General features: G+C 62.3%; 14 protein-coding genes, 1 tRNA gene and 2 pseudogenes. 7 read left to right on the top strand and 10 right to left on the bottom strand.

Going from position 1 to position 18,946, the window contains the following annotated elements:
* Positions 1-10: 10 nt before the first annotated feature.
* The 5 genes from AC25ND_RS00525 to AC25ND_RS00505 are packed head-to-tail and all read right to left on the bottom strand — an operon-like array spanning position 11 to position 6,985.
* The gene (locus tag AC25ND_RS00525) at positions 11-1,456 is read right to left on the bottom strand and encodes an alginate export family protein (RefSeq protein WP_088852441.1); all 1,446 of its coding nucleotides are present in this window, start codon (positions 1,454-1,456) and stop codon (positions 11-13) included.
* Positions 1,453-2,901 carry a tetratricopeptide repeat protein gene (locus AC25ND_RS00520; protein ID WP_486976015.1) on the bottom strand — a complete coding sequence of 483 codons (1,449 nt, stop codon included), beginning with the start codon at positions 2,899-2,901 and terminating at the stop codon, positions 1,453-1,455. The genes AC25ND_RS00525 and AC25ND_RS00520 overlap by 4 nt, the downstream gene beginning before the upstream one ends.
* Before the next feature lie 9 nt (positions 2,902-2,910).
* A complete protein-coding gene (locus tag AC25ND_RS00515) occupies positions 2,911-4,074 on the bottom strand; it encodes a PilZ domain-containing protein (protein ID WP_486976014.1) in 1,164 nt (387 codons plus the stop codon).
* A gap of 16 nt (positions 4,075-4,090) precedes the next feature.
* Positions 4,091-5,623 (bottom strand): glycosyltransferase, encoded by a 1,533-nt coding sequence (locus AC25ND_RS00510; protein ID WP_486976013.1) that lies wholly within the window; start codon positions 5,621-5,623, stop codon positions 4,091-4,093.
* A 54-nt stretch (positions 5,624-5,677) separates the two neighbouring features.
* Positions 5,678-6,985 carry a nucleotide sugar dehydrogenase gene (locus tag AC25ND_RS00505; RefSeq protein ID WP_028692528.1) on the bottom strand — a complete coding sequence of 436 codons (1,308 nt, stop codon included), beginning with the start codon at positions 6,983-6,985 and terminating at the stop codon, positions 5,678-5,680.
* A gap of 569 nt (positions 6,986-7,554) precedes the next feature.
* Here AC25ND_RS00505 and AC25ND_RS00500 point away from each other — a divergent pair.
* The 7 genes and pseudogenes from AC25ND_RS00500 to AC25ND_RS00470 all read left to right on the top strand — a co-directional run.
* On the top strand, positions 7,555-7,944 hold the full coding sequence (locus AC25ND_RS00500) for a helix-turn-helix domain-containing protein (RefSeq protein WP_028692527.1): 390 nt from the start codon (positions 7,555-7,557) through the stop codon (positions 7,942-7,944).
* Positions 7,945-8,006: 62 nt separating this feature from the next.
* Positions 8,007-8,645 (top strand): response regulator transcription factor GacA, encoded by a 639-nt coding sequence (gacA, locus tag AC25ND_RS00495; protein ID WP_028692526.1) that lies wholly within the window; start codon positions 8,007-8,009, stop codon positions 8,643-8,645.
* A gap of 9 nt (positions 8,646-8,654) precedes the next feature.
* Positions 8,655-10,478 carry an excinuclease ABC subunit UvrC gene (gene uvrC / locus AC25ND_RS00490; protein ID WP_028692525.1) on the top strand — a complete coding sequence of 608 codons (1,824 nt, stop codon included), beginning with the start codon at positions 8,655-8,657 and terminating at the stop codon, positions 10,476-10,478.
* Between the two features lie 33 nt (positions 10,479-10,511).
* On the top strand, positions 10,512-11,072 hold the full coding sequence (pgsA, locus tag AC25ND_RS00485; protein ID WP_028692524.1) for a CDP-diacylglycerol--glycerol-3-phosphate 3-phosphatidyltransferase: 561 nt from the start codon (positions 10,512-10,514) through the stop codon (positions 11,070-11,072).
* 64 nt (positions 11,073-11,136) lie between these two features.
* A tRNA-Gly gene (locus AC25ND_RS00480) sits at positions 11,137-11,212 on the top strand.
* Between the two features lie 21 nt (positions 11,213-11,233).
* Positions 11,234-11,455, top strand: coding sequence for an integrase arm-type DNA-binding domain-containing protein (locus tag AC25ND_RS00475; protein ID WP_213883003.1), 222 nt, complete (start codon positions 11,234-11,236; stop codon positions 11,453-11,455).
* Positions 11,437-11,621 (top strand): annotated as a pseudogene (locus AC25ND_RS00470) (integrase core domain-containing protein); the annotation flags it as partial. The gene AC25ND_RS00475 and the pseudogene AC25ND_RS00470, both read left to right, overlap by 19 nt.
* A gap of 77 nt (positions 11,622-11,698) precedes the next feature.
* Here the strand turns inward: AC25ND_RS00470 and AC25ND_RS00465 are convergent.
* The 5 genes and pseudogenes from AC25ND_RS00465 to AC25ND_RS00445 form a co-directional block, all read right to left on the bottom strand.
* Complete coding sequence (locus AC25ND_RS00465) at positions 11,699-11,956, bottom strand: PAAR domain-containing protein (RefSeq protein ID WP_139670126.1); 258 nt, start codon at positions 11,954-11,956, stop codon at positions 11,699-11,701.
* On the bottom strand, positions 11,953-12,846 hold the full coding sequence (locus AC25ND_RS00460) for a DUF6708 domain-containing protein (RefSeq protein ID WP_486976012.1): 894 nt from the start codon (positions 12,844-12,846) through the stop codon (positions 11,953-11,955). Before AC25ND_RS00460 ends, AC25ND_RS00465 begins: the two co-directional genes overlap by 4 nt.
* Before the next feature lie 2 nt (positions 12,847-12,848).
* Positions 12,849-15,837: pseudogene (locus AC25ND_RS00455) on the bottom strand (T6SS effector BTH_I2691 family protein).
* Positions 15,830-16,750, bottom strand: a complete 921-nt coding sequence (locus AC25ND_RS00450; RefSeq protein WP_238348089.1) for a DUF4123 domain-containing protein — start codon at positions 16,748-16,750, stop codon at positions 15,830-15,832. Before AC25ND_RS00450 ends, AC25ND_RS00455 begins: the two are co-directional and overlap by 8 nt.
* On the bottom strand, positions 16,747-18,909 hold the full coding sequence (locus AC25ND_RS00445) for a type VI secretion system Vgr family protein (RefSeq protein ID WP_186595400.1): 2,163 nt from the start codon (positions 18,907-18,909) through the stop codon (positions 16,747-16,749). Before AC25ND_RS00445 ends, AC25ND_RS00450 begins: the two co-directional genes overlap by 4 nt.
* Positions 18,910-18,946: the final 37 nt, after the last annotated feature.

Genomic DNA, 18,946 nt, shown 5'->3' with positions numbered 1-18,946 from the left:
TGGCCGGTCCTTAGTAGCTGATCACCACGCCGACACTCAGCTGGTAGTCGTCGCCGCTGTCCAGCGCGCTGCCTGCGTTGAGGTAGCTGGCGCTGACCAGGGTGTTGACGTCCAGGTGCTTGCCGTCGAGGGCTACCGGGAACATCTTCCAGTAGTAGTTGAGGTCGATCATCTGGCCGACGTTGTCGCCCTTGCCATGCAGGCCGGCGTTCAGTTCGCTCTGGCGCCGGGCGCGGGCATCGGCGGCCATGCGGATCGGCAGGGCGCCGCCTTCATCGCGCAGGTTGAGCTGGGTCACCCGCAGGTCCAGGGCGCTGCGCGCCGTGGGCCGGGTCTCCAGGGCCAAGCCGTAGTAGCTCAGGTTGCGCAGGTCGAGGGCGACGAACGAGCTGGCAAGGCGCGTGCTGTACGAGCCCTGGCGGGTGATGCGGTCGGACTGGATCGGGTTGAGCCGAAAGCCGTCGTTGTCGTCGTCCGGCTTGTCGGTCAGGCCGCCGCGCAGGGCCACGCGCGGGGTCCAGGGCAAGGTCTCGAAACGCTTGCCGACCTCGCCCAGCGCTGCCCAGCCGCGGCTGCCGTGGCCGGTGCTGGTGACGCCGTTGCCGGCGGTGTTGTCCATCGTGCCGTCCAGTGCCGCCAGTTCCAGGTGGTAGTCGCTGGCCAGCGGCAGGTTGTCGCCCTTGAAGAACAACCCGTAGCGCCAACCCTTGAAGTCGTAGCGGTCGTCGACGTCGTGGCCGCTGCGGTCGTTCTCCTGCATCAGGCGCATGCCGACCTGGTTGTTCGGGCTCCAGCGATAGGCGTACTGGCCCATCAGGTACAGCGTGCGCGCTTCGCTTGCGGCCAGCGAATTGACGTCGGTGTTGTAGTTGCGAAATTTCTGTCCGACCGCGACGAAGGCATCGCTGAAGGTGTCCTGGTAGTTGAAGCGCAGCGACTCCAGGCTGTCGTCCCACCAGATACCGTAGTCGTCGTAGAAGCGCTGGCGACCGAACGACAGCGAAAAACGCGGGTCATCGCCGATCAGGTTGCGCTTGACGTACAGCTCGCGCAGCTCGGCGTACCAGCCCTCGGGTTGCTCGCGTTCATTGTTGTTGGTCGACTCGTTGGCCAGGTTGCTCGACTGGCTGGAGTCGTAGTTCAGCCACAGGCGGCCGTAGACCATCCATCTGGCCCAGCGTTTTTCCGGCGAGTACCAGGCGAACGACGGCTCGTAGCGCAGGCTGTAGAAGCTTTCGCGCTCGCGGCCGACCTGGGCGTCCTGAGGCCCGTAGCCGGTCTGCACGGTGAGCTTGTTGAAGAACTCCGAGGTGATCACCGGCTCGCTGCCGTCAACGGTCGCGACGCGCACCGGTGCGCTGTTGTCGGCCTCGGGGCCGGTGACTTCCTCGCCCGCCAGCACTGTCAGGGGCGCCAGGGCGAGCAGGGCGCCGAGCAGGGGTGGATGGGCTTTCACAGGGTGGCCTCCTTCAACAGATCGTTGCGCGCGGCCAGGGCGCGCTCGATGTCATCCTTGGGCAAGGTCTTGTCCAACCGCTTGATCAGGCCACGGGCACGGGTCTCGCCCAGGTCTAGGGCGATGCGGGCGTAGGTGTAGGCCTTGACCGGGTCGTGGCAGATGGCCCGGCCGCGCAGGTGCACAGTGGCCATGCGGTACCAGGCCGCGGTCGAGCCCTGTTCGGCCAGTCGCTGCCAGATGGCCAGGGCGCGTTCCTGGTCGGGCTGGTCGAGGCCGCCCTTGCTGTACAGGTCGCCCAGCAGCAGTTGCGCGTCGGGGTAATGGGCGGCGATCAGTTCGTCGATCAGCGCCTGGGACTTTTGCGGATCCAGGGTCAGCCAGTTGTTGACCATGTAGAACGCCGCGTCCAGCGCCTTGGCCCGGGTCGGGTCCTTGGCCCGCACCTGGGCGATCAGCGCCTGGGCCTGCTCGGCGTTGTGCTCGGTGGGGTTGGAAATCATGAAGTTGGCCTTGGACACCTGCGCCGGCAGGTAGCCGCGGGCGACGGCGTTGTCCAGCCAGCGCTGGGCTTCGGCGATGCCGTCGGCGCGCAGCTGGTCGTCGGCCTTGTCGCGGGCCAGTTGCTCGGGCGTCGGCTCGACCTTGGGGCCCATGGCGCGACTCTGGCGCTGCTCGCGCTCGGCATCCAGCTCGGCGCGGGTGGTGCCGTGGATGCTGTCCAGCAGCGCGCCGATGCGCTGCACCACCTCCACCGGCAGACTGGCCATCTCTGGCTCCAGGCTGCGGGCGAAGGCGAGGAAGGCCGGGTCCTGGCGCTCGCCGAGGAAGCGGTAGTAGCGCTCGATGCCGCGCGGGTCGATGCGTGCCGCCTGCTGGTACCAGCGCTCGGCGGCGGCTCGGTCGCCCTGGCGCTCGGCGACCACGGCGCGGTATAGCTCGGGGCGGCAGTTGAGTAGGCAGCTCTGTTCGTACAGCGCCAGCAGTTCGGCGGCGCGCTCGCCGGGGAACAGCTGCGGATAGACCAGGAACACCTCCAGGCTGGTGCTGGTGCTGCGCGGATCACGGTCGTTGGGGTAGCGGGCCAGGGCCTGACGCACCCACGCCTCGTGGCTGCGCTGCAGGCGCGGGGTGCGGTCGAGCAGGCGTGCCAGCGAGGCCAGCGCCGGGATCTGGCCGCGGCCATCGGCGAAGGCCTTCTGGTACAGGCTCACGATGTCCTGGCGGTTGACACTGTCGCCGTTGGCCAGCACATCGCCGAGCAGCTGCTTGGAGGCCAGGTCGCCACGCTCGGCGAGGGCGCGCAGGTCGCTCGTGACGTCGGCGCTTGGGTCCTTGTACAGCGCGTAGCGGATCTGCTCCAGGCTCTGCCCGGCCCAGCCGCTGCCGGCCCAGGCCAGGCCGAGACCGGCCAGCAACAGGCGCGGGGCGTTCTTGGCGTTCATGAGCGGCCCTCAGTTGCCGTTGCCGAACGGCAGGCCCAGGTACAGGTCGACCGCCACGGCCTTCTGGTAGGCCGCCGCCGGCAGTGGGCTGTCCGGCTGGATGGTCAGCGCCAGGTTGTGGTTCAGCTCGTCGGAGCGGGCGTCGACCACGGTGCCGCTGAAGTGCTGGTCGAGGCCGAACACCTGCATGTCCACCGAGCGCACGCGGCCGACATCGGCGAGCTTGTCGAACGGCACGTTGGCGCGCACGAACAAGCCCTCGTTCTTCGGCAGCAGGTGCATCATCGGCGCGGCCTTGTAGCCATAGCCGTTCAGCGGCGGCGACGGGTACCAGACCTGGCAGTCGCACGGGCTGTTGATCACCGTCTCGACGCTGGCGCGGCCCAGCAGCGCCTGCAGGTCGCCCGGGGCGAGGTCGGCCAGGGCCTTCATGTCCGCCGGGCTGGTGAAGCTGGTGGCCAACTGGGTGGAGATGTTCGCCAGCGGCTGGCCGGCCTGCACCTCGCTGGCGCCGTCCGGCAGCAGGTACTTCACGTAGCCGTTGTCCGGCATGCTGATGACCTGGGCATTGCCGGCGACCGTGGCCTGCAGCGCCGGGATGCGGAAGAACAGCAGGTAGCCCTTGTAGCCAACGAAGCCCAGGGCGGCCAGGCCGGCGGCGGCGTAAAGCGCGGTGCCGGCCACGGCCTTGAGGCGCTCGGCCGGGGTGCGGGCGCTGGCCTGCTGGTATTTGCGCGCCTTGATGTAGTTCTCGCGCTGCATCACGTTGAACAGGCCATTGATGTCTGCGACTTCGCCCGACAGATAAGCGCTGATCAGGTAGCGCAGGATGTCGCGCTTTTGCGCGTCGAGGTCGACGAACTGCGCGCCGACCTCCTTGCCGCGCTGGGAGACGATGCGCACCTTGCCGTCGATCGACAGGTCCACCTGGTTCAGACGCAGCTGGATCGAGGCGTCGTACAGCGCGCCGACGGTCAGTGGCGCCTCGTGCAGCAGGCCGATGCCACCCAGCGAGATATCGGCAAGGTCGGCCTCGAACGGTTCGCGTCCGGCGCCGGACAGGCGCACCCGGGCGTGCATGCGGGTGCGCACGTACTGACGCTCGTCGATGGCCTCGTGGACGATGTTGGCCGCGGTCTTGCCCGGGGCCGCCGGGGTATTCGAAGTACTCATGTGCAGGCGCCTTTCCTTAACGTTGCGTGAGTTCCAGGAGAACGGTGATGACCCCGAAGAAGATGGCGATCGAGGAGCACAGCATCGCCTTCGAGGACCAGCGGTTGAGGCTGGCGTCGAAGTCGACGCTGCCGGTGGCCAGGGTGGTCTTCTGCCGCGTCCAGCGTTGCTGGTCCATGTGGAACATCGCGTAGACCTTCATCAGCGAACCGACGATCTGGTTGTAATAGAGAACGAACGGGTACATCGGGCTGACCGGGTGCCCGGCGAAGACGAACAGCACCGTCACCAGGCTGCGCGAGACCAGCACCCAGAACAGGTACACCAGCAGGTACTGGATGCCGAATACCAGGCCGGCCACCACCGAGGCGGTCAGGCCCATAAGGCAGGTCCACATCGACACCCGCTGGTCGAGCAGTACATAGAGGGTGAACAGTCCCAGGCGCGCGCGGCCGAGCAGGGCGGTGGCGCGAAAGTTCTGGCGCAGCGAGTTGCCGTACCAGCGGAACATCAGCTGGCGGGTGGCCACCCAGAAACTGTCGCTGGGCGGGTGCTCGACGGTCAGGGTGTGGCTGTCGGGCACGTAGAAGGTGTCCCAGCCGGCGCGCATCAGGCTCAGCCAGCTCGACTTGTCGTCGCCGGTGAGGAACTGGAAGCGGCCTAGGCGCCAGTGCTCGAGAAAATCCGCCTCGACATCGCGGATGAAGCCAGGGTCGGTCATCACCCTGGCGCGGAAGAACGACAGCCGCCCGGTGAGGGTCAGCACCCGGTGCGACAGGGCCATCGAGCACATGTTGATGTGCCGCTGGACGAAGCGCATCGAGTGCCACTGGCGCATCCAGCGGCTGCCTTCGACCTCGCAGAACTCGTTGGTGGTCAGGCCGCCGACGTCGGGCAGCACGGCGAACAGCTTGACCGCCCGCTCGACGCAGCCGGGTAGCATCATGGTGTCGCCGTCGACCACGCCGACCACCGCGTCGTCCAGCGGCATCTGCCGCGACAGCGCGCGGAACGCATGGGCCAGGCCATCGCGCTTGCCGGTGCCGCGGGCGCGGACGATCACCAGGTCGATGTCGTCGCGTCCCTGCACCTCGTCGCGCATGATGTCCTTGATGAACTGCTCGTCGCCCTTCTCGACGATCGAGGCAATCACCGTGCACGGCACCTTGAGCCGCTGCACCTCCTGGAACACCGACTGGTACACCTTGAAGGTGGTATGGGTGGGGATGCGAAAACTGGTCACCACCATGAACATGTGCGACGGCAAGGCCGCGTCGCCCAGGCGCTCGACCCGGCGGCGCAGGCGTGGGAAGCGCCAGTGCAAAAAGTACATGCCGCGCAGGTAGTGGACGATGGCGTTGCCGTAGCGCCACATGCCCAGGGTGCCGATGATGAAGATGAACTGGTGGTGGCTGGGGTCCAGGTACTGTGGCGCGACCATCTGCGCGGCCAGGGCGATCAGCCCGGCGAGCAGCGCCCAGGCGCAGAAGCCGGCCGCCGCGCGCATGTACGCCGGGGCCGCGAAAGGCCGCTGTTGCTGTCGTTCCATGGCGTTGTAGCTCCTTGGGTCGGGGCCCGCCGTGACGGCGGGCGGCGGCGTGCCTTACCAGCAGATGCCGTGGCGTTGGGCGTCGCTGCTGCCGGCCATGAAGCCGACCAGGTCGATCACCTGCTTGCCGTTGCCGACGTCCAGGGCCTGGACGAAGCGCTCGTCGTTGTTGCCCAGCACGATCACCTCGGCCTCGTCGATGACCTGCTGCAGGTCGCTGCGCAGCAGGGCGCTGACATGGGGAATCTGCTGCTCGATGTATTGGCGGTTGGCGCCGAACTGACGGGCGTGGTCGACGTTGGCATCGAAGATGCGCAGGTCGTAGCCCTTGCCGATCAGTTGTTCGGCCAGGGTCACCAGCGGGCTTTCGCGCAGGTCGTCGCTGTTGGCCTTGAAGGCCAGCCCGAGCAGGGCGATGCGGCGCTTGCCGGCCCGGGTCACCAGGTCGAAGGCGTTCTCTACCTGGTTGCGATTGCTGTCCATGATCGAGGCCAGCAGTGGGTGCGCCACGTCCAGCTGGCTGGCGCGGTAGGTGAGGGCGCGCACGTCCTTGGGCAGGCACGAGCCGCCGAAGGCGAAGCCCGGGCGCAGGTAGTAGCGCGACAGGTTGAGCTTGTAGTCCTGGCAGACCACGTCCATCACCTCGCGGCCGTCGACCCCCGAGGCCTTGGCGATGTTGCCGATCTCGTTGGCGAAGCTGACCTTGGTGGCGTGCCAGACGTTGCAGGTGTACTTGATCAGCTCGGCGACCTCGATCGACTTGCGGATCACCGGGGCGTCGAGGCCTTCGTACAGCGCGGCGAGCAGGTCGCCCGAGCGGCTGTCGAGTTCGCCGATCACGGTCATGGCGGGGAAGTCGTAGTCCTGGATCGCCGTGCTCTCGCGCAGGAACTCCGGGTTGACCGCCACGCCGAAATCACGCCCGGCCTGCTTGCCCGAGGCCTGTTCGAGGAGCGGGATGACCACGTTCTTCACCGTGCCCGGCAGCACCGTGCTGCGCACCACCACGGTATGACGGCTCGCCTTGTCGCGCAGGGCCGCGCCGATCTCCCGGCACACCGCTTCCATGTACACCAGGTCGAGGTCGCCATTGGCCTTGCTTGGCGTGCCGACGCACAGTAGCGACAGTTCGGTGGCCAGGATCGCCGCCTGGACATCGGTGGTGCCGCGCAGGCGGCCCTGGCGCACGCCGTCGAGCAGCAGCTGTTCCAGGCCTGGCTCGACGATGGGCGAGCGGCCCTGGTTGATCATGTCAATTTTCGCCTGGGCGACGTCCACCCCCAGTACCTGGTGCCCGCGTGCCGACAGGCAGCCGGCGCAGACCGCCCCCACATAGCCAAGTCCGAAGATACTGATGTTCATAGATCCCTCTCCCCAGGCGCGGCGCAAGGCCGGCCGAGATACTCAGTTCAAGAAGTTGTGAAAATGCCAGACGCGCAGGATCAGGCCGCGCTAGATATATAGCGATGCAGGCTGTTTCTTGGTGGTCTTTTTACATCCTAAGGAGTTTTCTGATAGTTCGGCAAGCTTTGTTGTGTTGTTGTTTTGATAAATTCTAAGTGTGCTGTGAGAAAGTTAAAAATTACTTGCAAAACAATTAGTTAAAGTTAGATAAAAGTTGGGCGTCAAAAAAATGATATGCTTGTTTGTGCCGATAAAATGACGCCAAAATGGCGTTTTTCGACACTTTTCCCGCCGTTTCAGTCGTGCTTCGATGTACGCTTTCTTACTGACTTGGGTGATTTTTCTGATTCTTGGAAGTGCTATTTTCGTCTGTCGTCGGGCGCTTCCATGTCCACCAGCCGTCCGGCTGTGGCGCAATGATGGCTTGCAAGGATTGGATCCAATTGGCATAGTGCCGGACGACTGCGCAAGCATTCACTCGGGTGCGGGATGCACCCGTCTTCCATTCATGCAAAGGAGGCAAGCAGATGAACGGATTCGGTCCGCGACTCAGAGAAGAGCGCGAACGCTTGGGGCTGACCCAGCGTATCTTTGGCGATATCGGCGGTGTCGAGCCCAACGCCCAGGGCAAATACGAGAGCGGCGAACGCACGCCGCGCATGGATTACCTCGCGGCCGTCGCCAGCAAGGGCGTCGATGCGCTCTATGTGCTGAGCGGCGTGCACACCCCCGCGCCGCTGGACAGCCTCACGTCCGACGAAAACCGTCTGCTCGACGCGTTCCGCCGCCTACCTTCGGCCGACCAAGCCGCGGTCTGGCACCTGCTCAACCGCCTGGCGGGCGAGGAGGGGGGGGCGCAAGTGCTGCGCATTCGGCGGCCTGACCGGCAGGCATATTTCCATGACGCTTTGCGCTAGGTTCGTTGTGAAAAATTTTGTTAAGGTGGCGGATCCAATCGCCCCACTGACGAGGTGTCTGCTTGATTAGGGTCCTGGTGGTCGACGATCACGATCTGGTGCGTACCGGCATCACACGCATGCTGGCCGACATCGACGGGCTGCAGGTGGTGGGGGAGGCGGACTCTGGCGAGTCCGCCCTCAAGCTGGCCCGCGAGCTCAAGCCGGATGTGGTCCTGATGGACGTGAAGATGCCAGGGATCGGTGGTCTGGAAGCCACGCGCAAGCTGTTGCGCAGCCATCCGGACATCAAGGTGGTCGCGGTAACCGTGTGCGAGGAAGACCCGTTCCCCACCCGCCTGTTGCAGGCGGGTGCCGCGGGCTACCTCACCAAGGGTGCCGGGCTCGACGAAATGGTCCAGGCGATTCGCCTGGCCTTCGCCGGCCAGCGTTACATCAGCCCGCAGATTGCCCAGCAGCTGGCGCTCAAGTCGTTCCAGCCCCAGGGCTCGCCGTTTGACGCGCTGTCCGAGCGGGAAATCCAGATTGCGCTGATGATCGTCGGCTGCCAGAAGGTGCAGATCATCTCTGACAAGTTGTGTCTGTCCCCCAAGACCGTCAATACTTACCGTTATCGAATCTTCGAAAAACTCTCGGTCACCAGCGACGTCGAACTGACCTTGCTGGCCGTCCGCCACGGTATGGTCGACGCAAGTCTGTAAGCACACCTCATGTCACAACCTTTTGATGCAAGCGCGTTCCTGGCGACCTGCAGCGGTCGCCCGGGCGTGTACCGGATGTTCGACGCCGAGGCCCGGCTGCTGTACGTGGGCAAGGCCAAGAACCTCAAGAAGCGCCTGGCCAGCTATTTCCGCAAGACCGGGCTGGCGCCGAAGACGGCTGCCCTGGTGGGGCGCATCGCCCAGGTCGAAACCACCATCACTGCCAACGAGACCGAGGCGCTGCTGCTTGAGCAGACGCTGATCAAGGAGTGGCGGCCGCCCTACAACATCCTGCTGCGCGACGATAAGTCCTACCCGTACGTGTTCCTGTCCGACGGTGAATTCCCGCGCCTGGGCATCCACCGTGGCGCGAAGAAGGCCAAGGGCCGTTATTTCGGCCCCTACCCCAGCGCCGGTGCCATCCGCGAGAGCCTGAGCCTGTTGCAGAAGGCGTTCTCGGTGCGCCAGTGCGAGGACAGTTACTACGCCAACCGCACCCGCCCGTGCCTGCAGTACCAGATCAAGCGCTGCAAGGGTCCGTGCGTGGGGCTGGTCGCCGCCGAGGAGTACGCCGCGGACGTGCGCCATTCGGTGATGTTCCTCGAAGGCCGCAGCCAGCAACTGGGCAACGAGCTCAGCGCCGAGATGGAAAAGGCCGCCATGGCCCTGAACTTCGAGAAGGCCGCCGAGCTGCGCGACCAGATCGCCCTGCTGCGCCGGGTCCAGGACCAGCAGTACATGGAGGGCGGCTCCGGCGACGTCGACGTGGTGGCGGCCTTCGTCAACCCGGGCGGCGCCTGCGTGCACCTGATCAGCGTGCGTGGCGGCCGGGTGCTGGGCAGCAAGAACTTCTTTCCCCAGGTGGGCATCGAGGAGGAGGTGGCCGAAGTCATGGCCGCGTTCCTCTCCCAATACTACCTGGGCAACGCCGAGCGCGAGCTGCCGGGCGAGCTGATCGTCAACGTGGTGCACGACGACTTCGCCGCCATCAGCGAGGCGCTGCAGACCCTGCGCGGCCGCGAAATCAGCATCAGCCACCGGGTGCGCGGCACCCGCGCGCGCTGGCAGCAGTTGGCGGTGACCAACGCCGAGCAGGCCCTCAATGCCCGCCTGGCCAACCGCCAGCACATGGCCGCGCGCTTCGAGGCGCTGGCCCAGGTGCTCGACTTGGACGAGGTGCCGCAACGCCTGGAGTGCTACGACATCAGCCACTCCAGCGGCGAAGCCACCGTGGCCAGCTGCGTGGTGTTCGGCCCCGAAGGCCCGCTCAAGTCCGACTACCGCCGCTTCAACATCGAAGGCGTTACCGCTGGCGACGACTACGCGGCCATGCACCAGGCCTTGCAGCGCCGCTATGGGCGGATCAAGGACGGCGAGGGCAAGTTGCCCGACGTATTGTTGGTGGACGGCGGCAAGGGCCAGCTGAACATGGCCCGCGACGTGATGCAGGAACTGGGCTTTGCTGACCTGACGCTGCTGGGGGTGGCCAAGGGCGTGACCCGCAAGGCCGGTTTCGAGACCCTGTACCTGAACGACGTGGCCCACGAGTTCACCCTCAAGGGCGACTCGCCGGCCCTGCACCTGATCCAGCAGATTCGCGACGAAGCCCACCGTTTTGCCATCACCGGCCACCGCGCCCGGCGCGGCAAGGCCCGGCGCACATCGAGCCTGGAGGACGTCGCCGGGGTCGGCCCCAAGCGCCGTCGCGACCTGCTGAAACATTTCGGCGGCCTGCAGGAGCTCAACCGCGCCAGTGTCGACGAGATCGCCAAAGCCCCCGGCATCAGTAAAAAGCTTGCCGAGTCGATTTATGCCAGCCTGCATAGCGAGTAGAATGCCGGGTTCAACTCGCAGCCAGTCGTACCGATGAATATTCCAAACCTGCTCACCGTTCTACGCGTCCTGCTCATCCCGATCTTCATCCTGCTGTTCTATGTGCCCTATCACTGGAGCTACATGGCCGCCAGCACGGTGTTCGCCATCGCCGCCGCCACCGACTGGCTCGACGGCTACCTGGCGCGTCGCTTGCAGCAGAGCACCCCGTTCGGCGCCTTCCTCGACCCGGTGGCCGACAAGCTGATGGTCGCCGTGGCCCTGGTCCTGCTGGTGCAGGTGCACGCCAACTTCTGGCTGACGCTGCCGGCGGCGGTGATCATCGGCCGCGAGATTGTCGTCTCGGCGCTGCGCGAGTGGATGGCCGAGCTCGGCGCCCGCGCCCACGTGGCGGTGTCGAACCTGGGCAAGTGGAAGACCGCCGCGCAGATGCTGGCGCTGGTGATCCTGCTGGCCAACCCGCCGCTGCTGACCTTCTGGGTGGTGCTGGGCTATGGGCTGCTGCTGGTGGCGGCGGGCCTGACCCTGATCTCGATGGTGCACTACCTGCTGGCCGCCTGGCCGCACCTGCGCGAAGGTTCGGAGCAGAAGTAAAAGTTTTTTTGAATCAAGGGGTTGACGCCGTTCTGGAAATCGCTAGAATGGCACCCATCACGACGCGGGAATAGCTCAGTTGGTAGAGCACGACCTTGCCAAGGTCGGGGTCGCGAGTTCGAGTCTCGTTTCCCGCTCCAAATATAGATCTACAGAGTTTCATGGGATTCTTTAGATCATTGAAAATAGACGCTTCGGCGTCTTTTTTCGTTCCAGTCAAAGCCACTCCGATCGCATGCCTCGGTACCTACCCCGACGTCGGCCTGTGTCAGGCGCGCTCACTGCGCTATGAAGCGCGGCGGCTGATCGCCCAAGGCACCAACCCTTGCACGCATCGCCGGCATCAGCGCCGCACCCAAAACCTTGCAGAACAGAACACCTAGCTGAGCGCATCAACGGAATCCTCAAAACAGAGCTGCTGCTAAGTAGCCCTGAAAGTCTGGAACAGGCAAGGAAGATGGTTGCTGAGCCGTGCAGATCTACAACACAGATCGGCCTAACATGGCCCTGAAAAACAAAACGCCCGATGCGGTGCATCGGGCGTTTTAAGGCCTATCGGCCTACCTGAACAGGTGTAAATCTATTTCAGGGCTAGACATTGTCAAAGCCATCTGCCGGCTTTGCTGTCAATCAATCAACCAACCCGGATCACCCTCGACCAAGGTTCCGCCATGGCTGGTGGTGTCTCCCTCCCTTGCCGCCGGTTGGCCCTCGATGATCGTGCTGCCAGCACCGGTTTCGATGACAGCGCCACAACTGATTCGGTCGCCGACGCGTGCTATTGCCCTGCCATCCACGAATGCTGCGCTTGCGCCTGTTTCTACGGTGCCTTCGCCATGGATAGGGCAACTATGACGATGGCCTACGAGTACGATGGGTTTCATTTGCGCTTTCCTTTTTTTAGTTGAACAGGGGCTTCGTCGAAAGCCTCTGGCGGAGGCGGTGCTGCCCGGACATTGAACAGGCGGCACACGGCGTACCAGCCGATGGCGAGGCCGAGGTTGTAGGGGAACAACACGGCCCAGAACGGCAGTTGCCAGTTTTTCTTGCCCTGCATTTCACCGGGCTCGCCGGTTCGCCAAGGGGCGTAGTGGCGCCAGGCTTCTGCCGGGGTCAGGCAGATGGCATGAAGCGGCCGGTGCCACCAGTTGGGGTCGCCGGGAGGAGGGAGTTTGGATGGGCCGTGGTTCATGAACTGGCGAATGTATTCCCAGACTTCGGCGACGTGTTTGATGTCGGATTCGGTGGGTTCGTTGCTGTCGACCCATAAGCAATCTTTCTGGTGCAGGCTGCCATCCTCTCTAGGTGGGGCGAAGGCAAGTGCATAACTGGTGCTAAAGGATGAGCCTCCAAATTCGGTACGTTTGAATACGCCACCATGGGTCTTGTTCCAGTCAAAAGTGATAAGTTTTTTGCCGCGCTGGTAGTAAATTTTTTTGGTTGATCGGATGAAGTGGAAGTTTGAAAGTTTTTTTATGAAATAGATTCTATAGGCGAGGAAAGGTGTAAATATTAGTGGTGCAAAAATATACTGGATCACGGACTGGGTGCGTTCTAGTAGTATGGGTCTGTATTCGGGGTCTGCAATGTCTGGGTAGAAAGAAAGAGCCAGGGCTAATGTCATGGCGGTGTATAGTTTTGCCATGAATATAGAATCGGATACCCACGGGTTTCGCAAGGTTAATGTGTCTGTGGACAAGTTTTCTAGCTGTCCATTAATTGCTGGCTTGTATCCAGAGCTTGAGTTTTTATTGAATATCCATATGACTGCCATGATTAGCGCTCGAGACGAAAAATTGAATTAACCTTGTTGTCTTCACTCAAGCCTTGGTTGGAAATATAGGCTAGATGCAGTGAGGCATGGTTTTGGTTGTTTATCGTATTTTTAAAGTTCAGAATTAAGCCGGCGCCTATAACGTAGCAAATAGTGGTAAGTGGAAAGACGACCATTTCTCCGTCTTCACGAAGACTGCTCAAGCTACCTGACCATTCGCTTGTACCTACGATGAAACCCGGTAGGAATACTGTGAATTCCACGGTGGGTTGTGTAGTGGTGACTTCGTTATGGGTGATGGCAGTCCAGTTTGCTGGTGCCCAATATTTATTTTCATGCCAGCCACTGTCGACCCCGGTTATACCAAAGGATCGCGCTTCTTCTGCGGTTATTAACCTTGGTCCGTAATGCTCATCATGCCAGGCTTTAAGTTCGTCTTGCAGAGACGGGAATGTAGGAAGTTTTTTTTTCATGATCCAGAACGACTTCGGGATGCACCTCTCCATCGTTTTTACGATTGCCGAATATGCTCCTTGCTGCCCACAGTTCAATAGGGGTATGGAGGTGTTCATACGACTTGGCGTGAAGGTATAAGCCTCCAGCGATAATCACTGCTCCCAGGAGTACAAGCGCTGCTGCGCCCCACCCGGCAAAGGGTACAACTGATGTAACTCCCGCAACCGCGAGTCCGCCCTCCAGTACTAAAACGGAGCCTGCCGCGACAGCGCTTCCGCCATAAAGTGTCAAGTCAGATGCTTCCGTGTTGCCGTGTCGTTTTTGTCTTTTTGATTTTTGAAAGTCTGAAGCGAGTCCTAGAAAAATTGCAGGGTAACCGGATAATCGTGCAAACAGATTGCTCCCCAAGAACTTGATTACGCCGTTACCAAACGCCATCCCCGGCGCCGTCGAACTCAATCGCAGCATTGCTGCTTGCTGCGTTTTTCTCACGCTAACCAATGTCGCCGCAGCCGCACCGATCACCCCGAAAATCGACGCCGCAAACCCCAAGGTGTATTCCGGCGCATTGCTTTTCTGCAGGCTGTTGTAAGCCGTCTTCAGCGAGATCACGTTGAACCACAGCATCCCGGCGTTCAGACCACCGCCTCCGCCCGACGTAAGCAACCCGAGCAAGTTGGGTTTAACCCGCGCAGTGGTGGTCAACTCAACCGCCACCGTCCGATTGCCCGAAACACGCAGCTGCTTCATTTCCTCAACCTGCGCCATGCCGCTCTTCAAGTACCGCTCCACCTCCTGGCTGAACGGGTTTTCACGGATGACCTGGTCGGTGATCTGGTAACGCGCCGCCAACAGCCCCAGCGCTTTCTCGGCATTGGCTTCACGCGCCGCCAGCAGCACTTGCTGACGCAGGGTATGGCTGGCATCCCAGCGGGTTTGGCCGCGCAGGCGTTTGAGCACCACGGCGTTGACGGACTGGGCAGTGAGATCGGTGATGTCGGCAATGGCCGGAAAACGCCCGGCCAGCCCTTCGATGACATTGTCGCTGCCCCCCAGCACACCGCCGGCCGCATCGGCTTTGTCCTTGAAGGGGTTGAACGGCGCCAGGGCGGTGTAGAGCGGGCTGTCGTGCTGGTCCAGCCACTGTTCCAGGCGTTTGAAGCGCAGGTCTCGGTCTTCGGTACCGGGTGTCGGCTGGCCCATCGGGTAAATCAGCAGGGCCAGGGCGATTTCCAGGCCACGGGCCGAGATGCGTTCGTTGCGGTCATAGCACGCCAGTGCGGCGGCCAGGCTGTAGGGGTCATCGATATGCGCAGCTTCGGCCGTGGCCAGCCACGCGTCGTGATCATGACTGGCTTGCAGGGCAAGGTTGCGCAGGCCTGCAATGCGCTGCTCCAGCTCATCGCGTTCGGCGAGGAACTGCAGGTATTTGTCGGTATCGATGCGCAGCGCCAAACGCGCACCGTTTGGGGAATAGTCCTCGTGAGTGAGGGCCCGATAACGTGCCTCGGCCGGGGGGAAAGGGCGTCCGGTGCGGGTGGACTGCAGCCTTATCTCGACCACTTCGGTAGCGGGCATATCCGCCGGATACATCGTCTCCAGGGTTTTGTTCAGCAACAGGGCGACCAGGTTGCGATGGTGAAAATCGCGGCTCTGCTGGCTGAGCCGTTCGGCATCCAGCTGGTAGCACGCCGGTACGCATGCCTGCTCGGAGCCTTGTGCAGGTTTGGTGTGTTCCAGCTGTTCGGCGGGCATCAGGTCGTGCAGTTGGTGCTGGTAGGCCGAGACCGACAGGCTCAGGTCCAGGGCCACGCCTTCAGCATCAGCCAGCGCCACCACCGGTATTTTCGGCTGAGTGCTGGGATAGTCCCGGGCAATGGCGTTGAGCCTGCCGACGGACAAGGTGGTTGTGGACGCGTGGCTGCTCCAGGTCAGGGACATACGCCGGCTTGCCGGTTTGTAGTCTTCGACCCAGTTTTGCAGCGCACTGAGCGGCAGTACATGAGGCTGGGTGGAGCGGGCCGGGTTGCCGTCAATCAGCTCGGCCATGTCCAGCTGGCGCATATGCCGTTTGCGCAGGGCTGCTGAAGCGGTGATGCGGGCAGTCGTGGCGTTGGTCCACAGGTGCGGGCTGTAGCCGATCCACACTTCCTTGGCGGTATCCGGGCAGGTGTCGGCCCATACCCAGCCCATGCTCTGGCTGGCCAGGTAGCGTTCGCGCAAGTGGTAGCCTTCCAGGCCATGGTAGCGCAGCTCCCGGTAATGTCCTTCGCCGTCGTACTCATGAATGATCAGCTTTTCGCCCTGAGGACCTTTCATGAACACGTAGATGTAGCCTGGGCGCAGCGCGCGCAGGGTGTAGGATGAGTGCTGCAGCGGGGCGAAGCCTTGTTCCAGATTGAAGCCTGCGCCTGCGTAGCGACAGGCAGGGGCATCGCCCGTACGCGGCACGATGGCATAACGCACTGGCAGGATGGGCACGCGTGGGCTGCAGGCGGGGCCGGAGGTGGCGCTGCCGACGGCGGGGCTAGTCATGGGTGGATTCCTTGATTTGGACCAGTGCGTGTAGCTCGCGAAGACGGGCCTGGGGCGACTCGTTGAGGTTGGTGTAGATCTTCGTAGCCTGGTCACTGCTCATCAGCCACATGTGCCCGGCCATCAGCCGAATGAACTGACCTGCGGTTTCCTCGTCGCGAAAGTTGAGGGATTCCAGCTGCGGCAACAGGGCTTCAATCCATTTCCTAATGGCGGCTAACGTTTGGGCGGCATGGGGTGGCATGGCCAAGACTTCGTGCGCCAGCGTGAGGATGAAGTGCTCGCGTATACCTGCGTGCAGCCGGTCCAGTTCATGTACGCGAAGGCGCAGCGGTACTTGCGATATCAGGCGGGCAGTGGTCGGGATGTGTTCGTGTGTTTTCCATTCATGGGCCGGCCCCCAGTTGACTCGCCAGGCTAGTGACGACACAGGCCCAAGCCAGGTGGCGCGATGATCCTCGTCCAAGGCATCGAGCCAGGCTGCAAGATGATCCGGCTTTAAATAAAAAGTGGCTGCTCCCTGATCCGGGAGCGTGACCTGAGTAAGGCTGGTGAAATGGTCCGCTAGCACGGCGAGGCACGCTTCGCTATCCAGTGCTATGGCCCCTCCAACGGGCATCCAGGTGGTGATTGCATGGGCAAGGAGTTCGGGCGCTTCTGAAACGTCGACCAGCAAAGGGCCAAATTCGTGGCGGTCGTCCAGCGCGCTGCGCTTCCATAGCCATGCATGTTGAGTATTTCGGCTGACGTTATGGATGAGGTCGAGTACTGATGGGGCATAGGCCGGCACCAATTCGCCTTCTTGCGGTATGGGCCGGTAGGCCCAGTACTCGAGCTCGCGGGTCATGAGCAGCATGAAGCGATAGGGATGTCCGAGAGGTTCGCCGGACAGATACGAGGGTGTTGTATTCATTGGACTGGCCCTTTGATACAGCGGCAGTCGGGCAACGGGCAGGTGCCATCGGGGCGCCGCCCGCATAGGCGGTCCAGAGGTTTGCCAGTGATGGGTGTGCTGCTGATGGAAAAGGGGTTGGTGCTACCGCTTGGAGATTGGAGCAGGACGCCGTTGATGTGTAGGTTCGGGCTGTCCAGGGTGATGCCCGTGTCATCAATCCGGATGGAGCCTCCAGGCCCTTGGATGATCACAGCTTCCGCTGTTCGAAGGTCGTAGCGTCGAGTGCGCCTGCGGATTTCCAGTCCCGCCTCCAGCTCTGCATGGCCCTCGACCTGCTGCTCAAGATTGCCGCCGACGCTGATGTGGTGATTGGCTGTGATCTTGTCGTGGCGATGGTTGCCGACGGCTTCTATACGGTCTTTGGCGATGTTTATTTTCTGATTTCGGCCTATATCGACAAACGTATCCTGGCCAATCCGGACCCGCTCATCATTGCCCACCGTTTGGCTGCGGTCATGGCCGATACTGAGCGTCTCGTCATGATCGACCTGTTCACTGCGGTCATTGCCGACGAAAGTGGTTTCGTTGTGTTTGACGACGTTGTTCTGGTCCTTCTCCGCATGGATGAACACCTCCTGCCGGCCCAGCTCATCCTCAAACCGCAACTCATTGAACCCATCCCCCTTATGAGTCTGGCTCTTGATGGTCATGCGGGTCTTGTGATCGGGCAGGTCGTAGGGCGGCAACTGGTTACCGCAATAGGTGCGCCCGGTGATCATGGGTTGATCGGGGTCGCCGTTGACGTACTGGATGATCACGTCCTGGCCGATCCGCGGGATGGCCATCGAGCCCCAGCTGCCACCTGCCCAGCCTTGGGATACCCGGACCCAGCAGGAGCTGAACTCGTTGTTGTTGCTCTCCCGGTCCCAGGGAAAACTGACCTTGACCCGGCCCCATTCGTCGCAATAGATCTCCTCACCTGGCGGGCCGACCACGGTGGCCATGTGGGGACCGTCGACGCGGGGCTTTTTGAGCGGAGCAGGGCGCCACTCGGTTCTGCCGGGTACCAGCTGAGCGGTTTGCTCGTAGTGCGTGCTCTGGTCGAGGCCAGCGGCTTCTTCCTGCAGACTGGTGAACTGGCTGCCCTTGTGCAACACGCTGTTCACGCGCCAATGCGCATTCAGATCATCACGTGGGTGGCCGGTGAGCGTGAAGCTGAGCCCAGGCTGCAGCCTGACGTCATCGCCCTGAACTTGTGCAATGCGCACATCATGACGCAGGGCAGTGATCCGGTTTTCGGTAAACGGTTTGCCCACGGCATCGCGTTTGTAGCGGCCGGGATAGTCGAAACGCTCGTACTCGGTGGACTGGTGTTCCAGGAAAGGGCCGTAAGCACGGTGTTCCTGGCGATACGCCGGGTGAGTGAAGGTGTAGTCGCGCTGGACCTGTCGCGAGGTTCGGACCTGCTCGCTGTAGCGCAAGCGCCGTAGGCAAGGCCTGGTTTGATCGCCGCCACTGTTGGATTGATACAGGACGGTGTTGGGATCGATAACGTCCTCGCTATCGAAGAGGTCATTGTTGTCGGTCTCGAGCGCGCCATGGCTGATCAATCCAAGGGATTGCAGTTGATCCGTAATGATCAACTTATGCAGTTTTTCACTGTGCTCGAAGCGATAGACGAAGCCCTCTTCAGCCGCCAACCGGGCGATGAAGTCGAGGTCGGTCTCGCCCGCTTGCACGCAGAATTCGCGCACCTGGTGGTTCAGGCTCGCGCGAAGCTCGTATTGATCGATGCCCTGACGCTGGAGCATCAGTTCAATAATCTGCGGGACGGTCTTTTGCTGAAAGATGCGCCAGTTCGAGCGCAGTCCAGCGCGGGCCAGGATGGGCTCGACCAAGGCGTGGTAGTAGGTACGGTAAAAGCCGCTTTCACCCTGGCTGAATCGGCTGACCAGCCCATGCACGTGGCGCAGCGGACCTTTGCCATCCCAGATTGTGAATACGATGGGTTTATCCAGCAGTTGGCCGAAATCGATGTCGGGCTCGAAGCTGATCAATTCCAGCTCGAGCGTGAAAGGCGCGCTGATTTCTTCCTGGAGTTCAAACGACACCACTTCAAACTCGGCATTGCCAACGAGTGGCTCAAAGGTGTACCGAAAATCAGATTGGCTGGGCATGAAATGTCCTTCCGCCGTCCGAGAGTTCAAACGCCCC

It is taken from the genome of Pseudomonas sp. P110(2024) (assembly GCF_057480795.1).
This window is presented reverse-complemented; position numbering and strand designations above follow the sequence as displayed.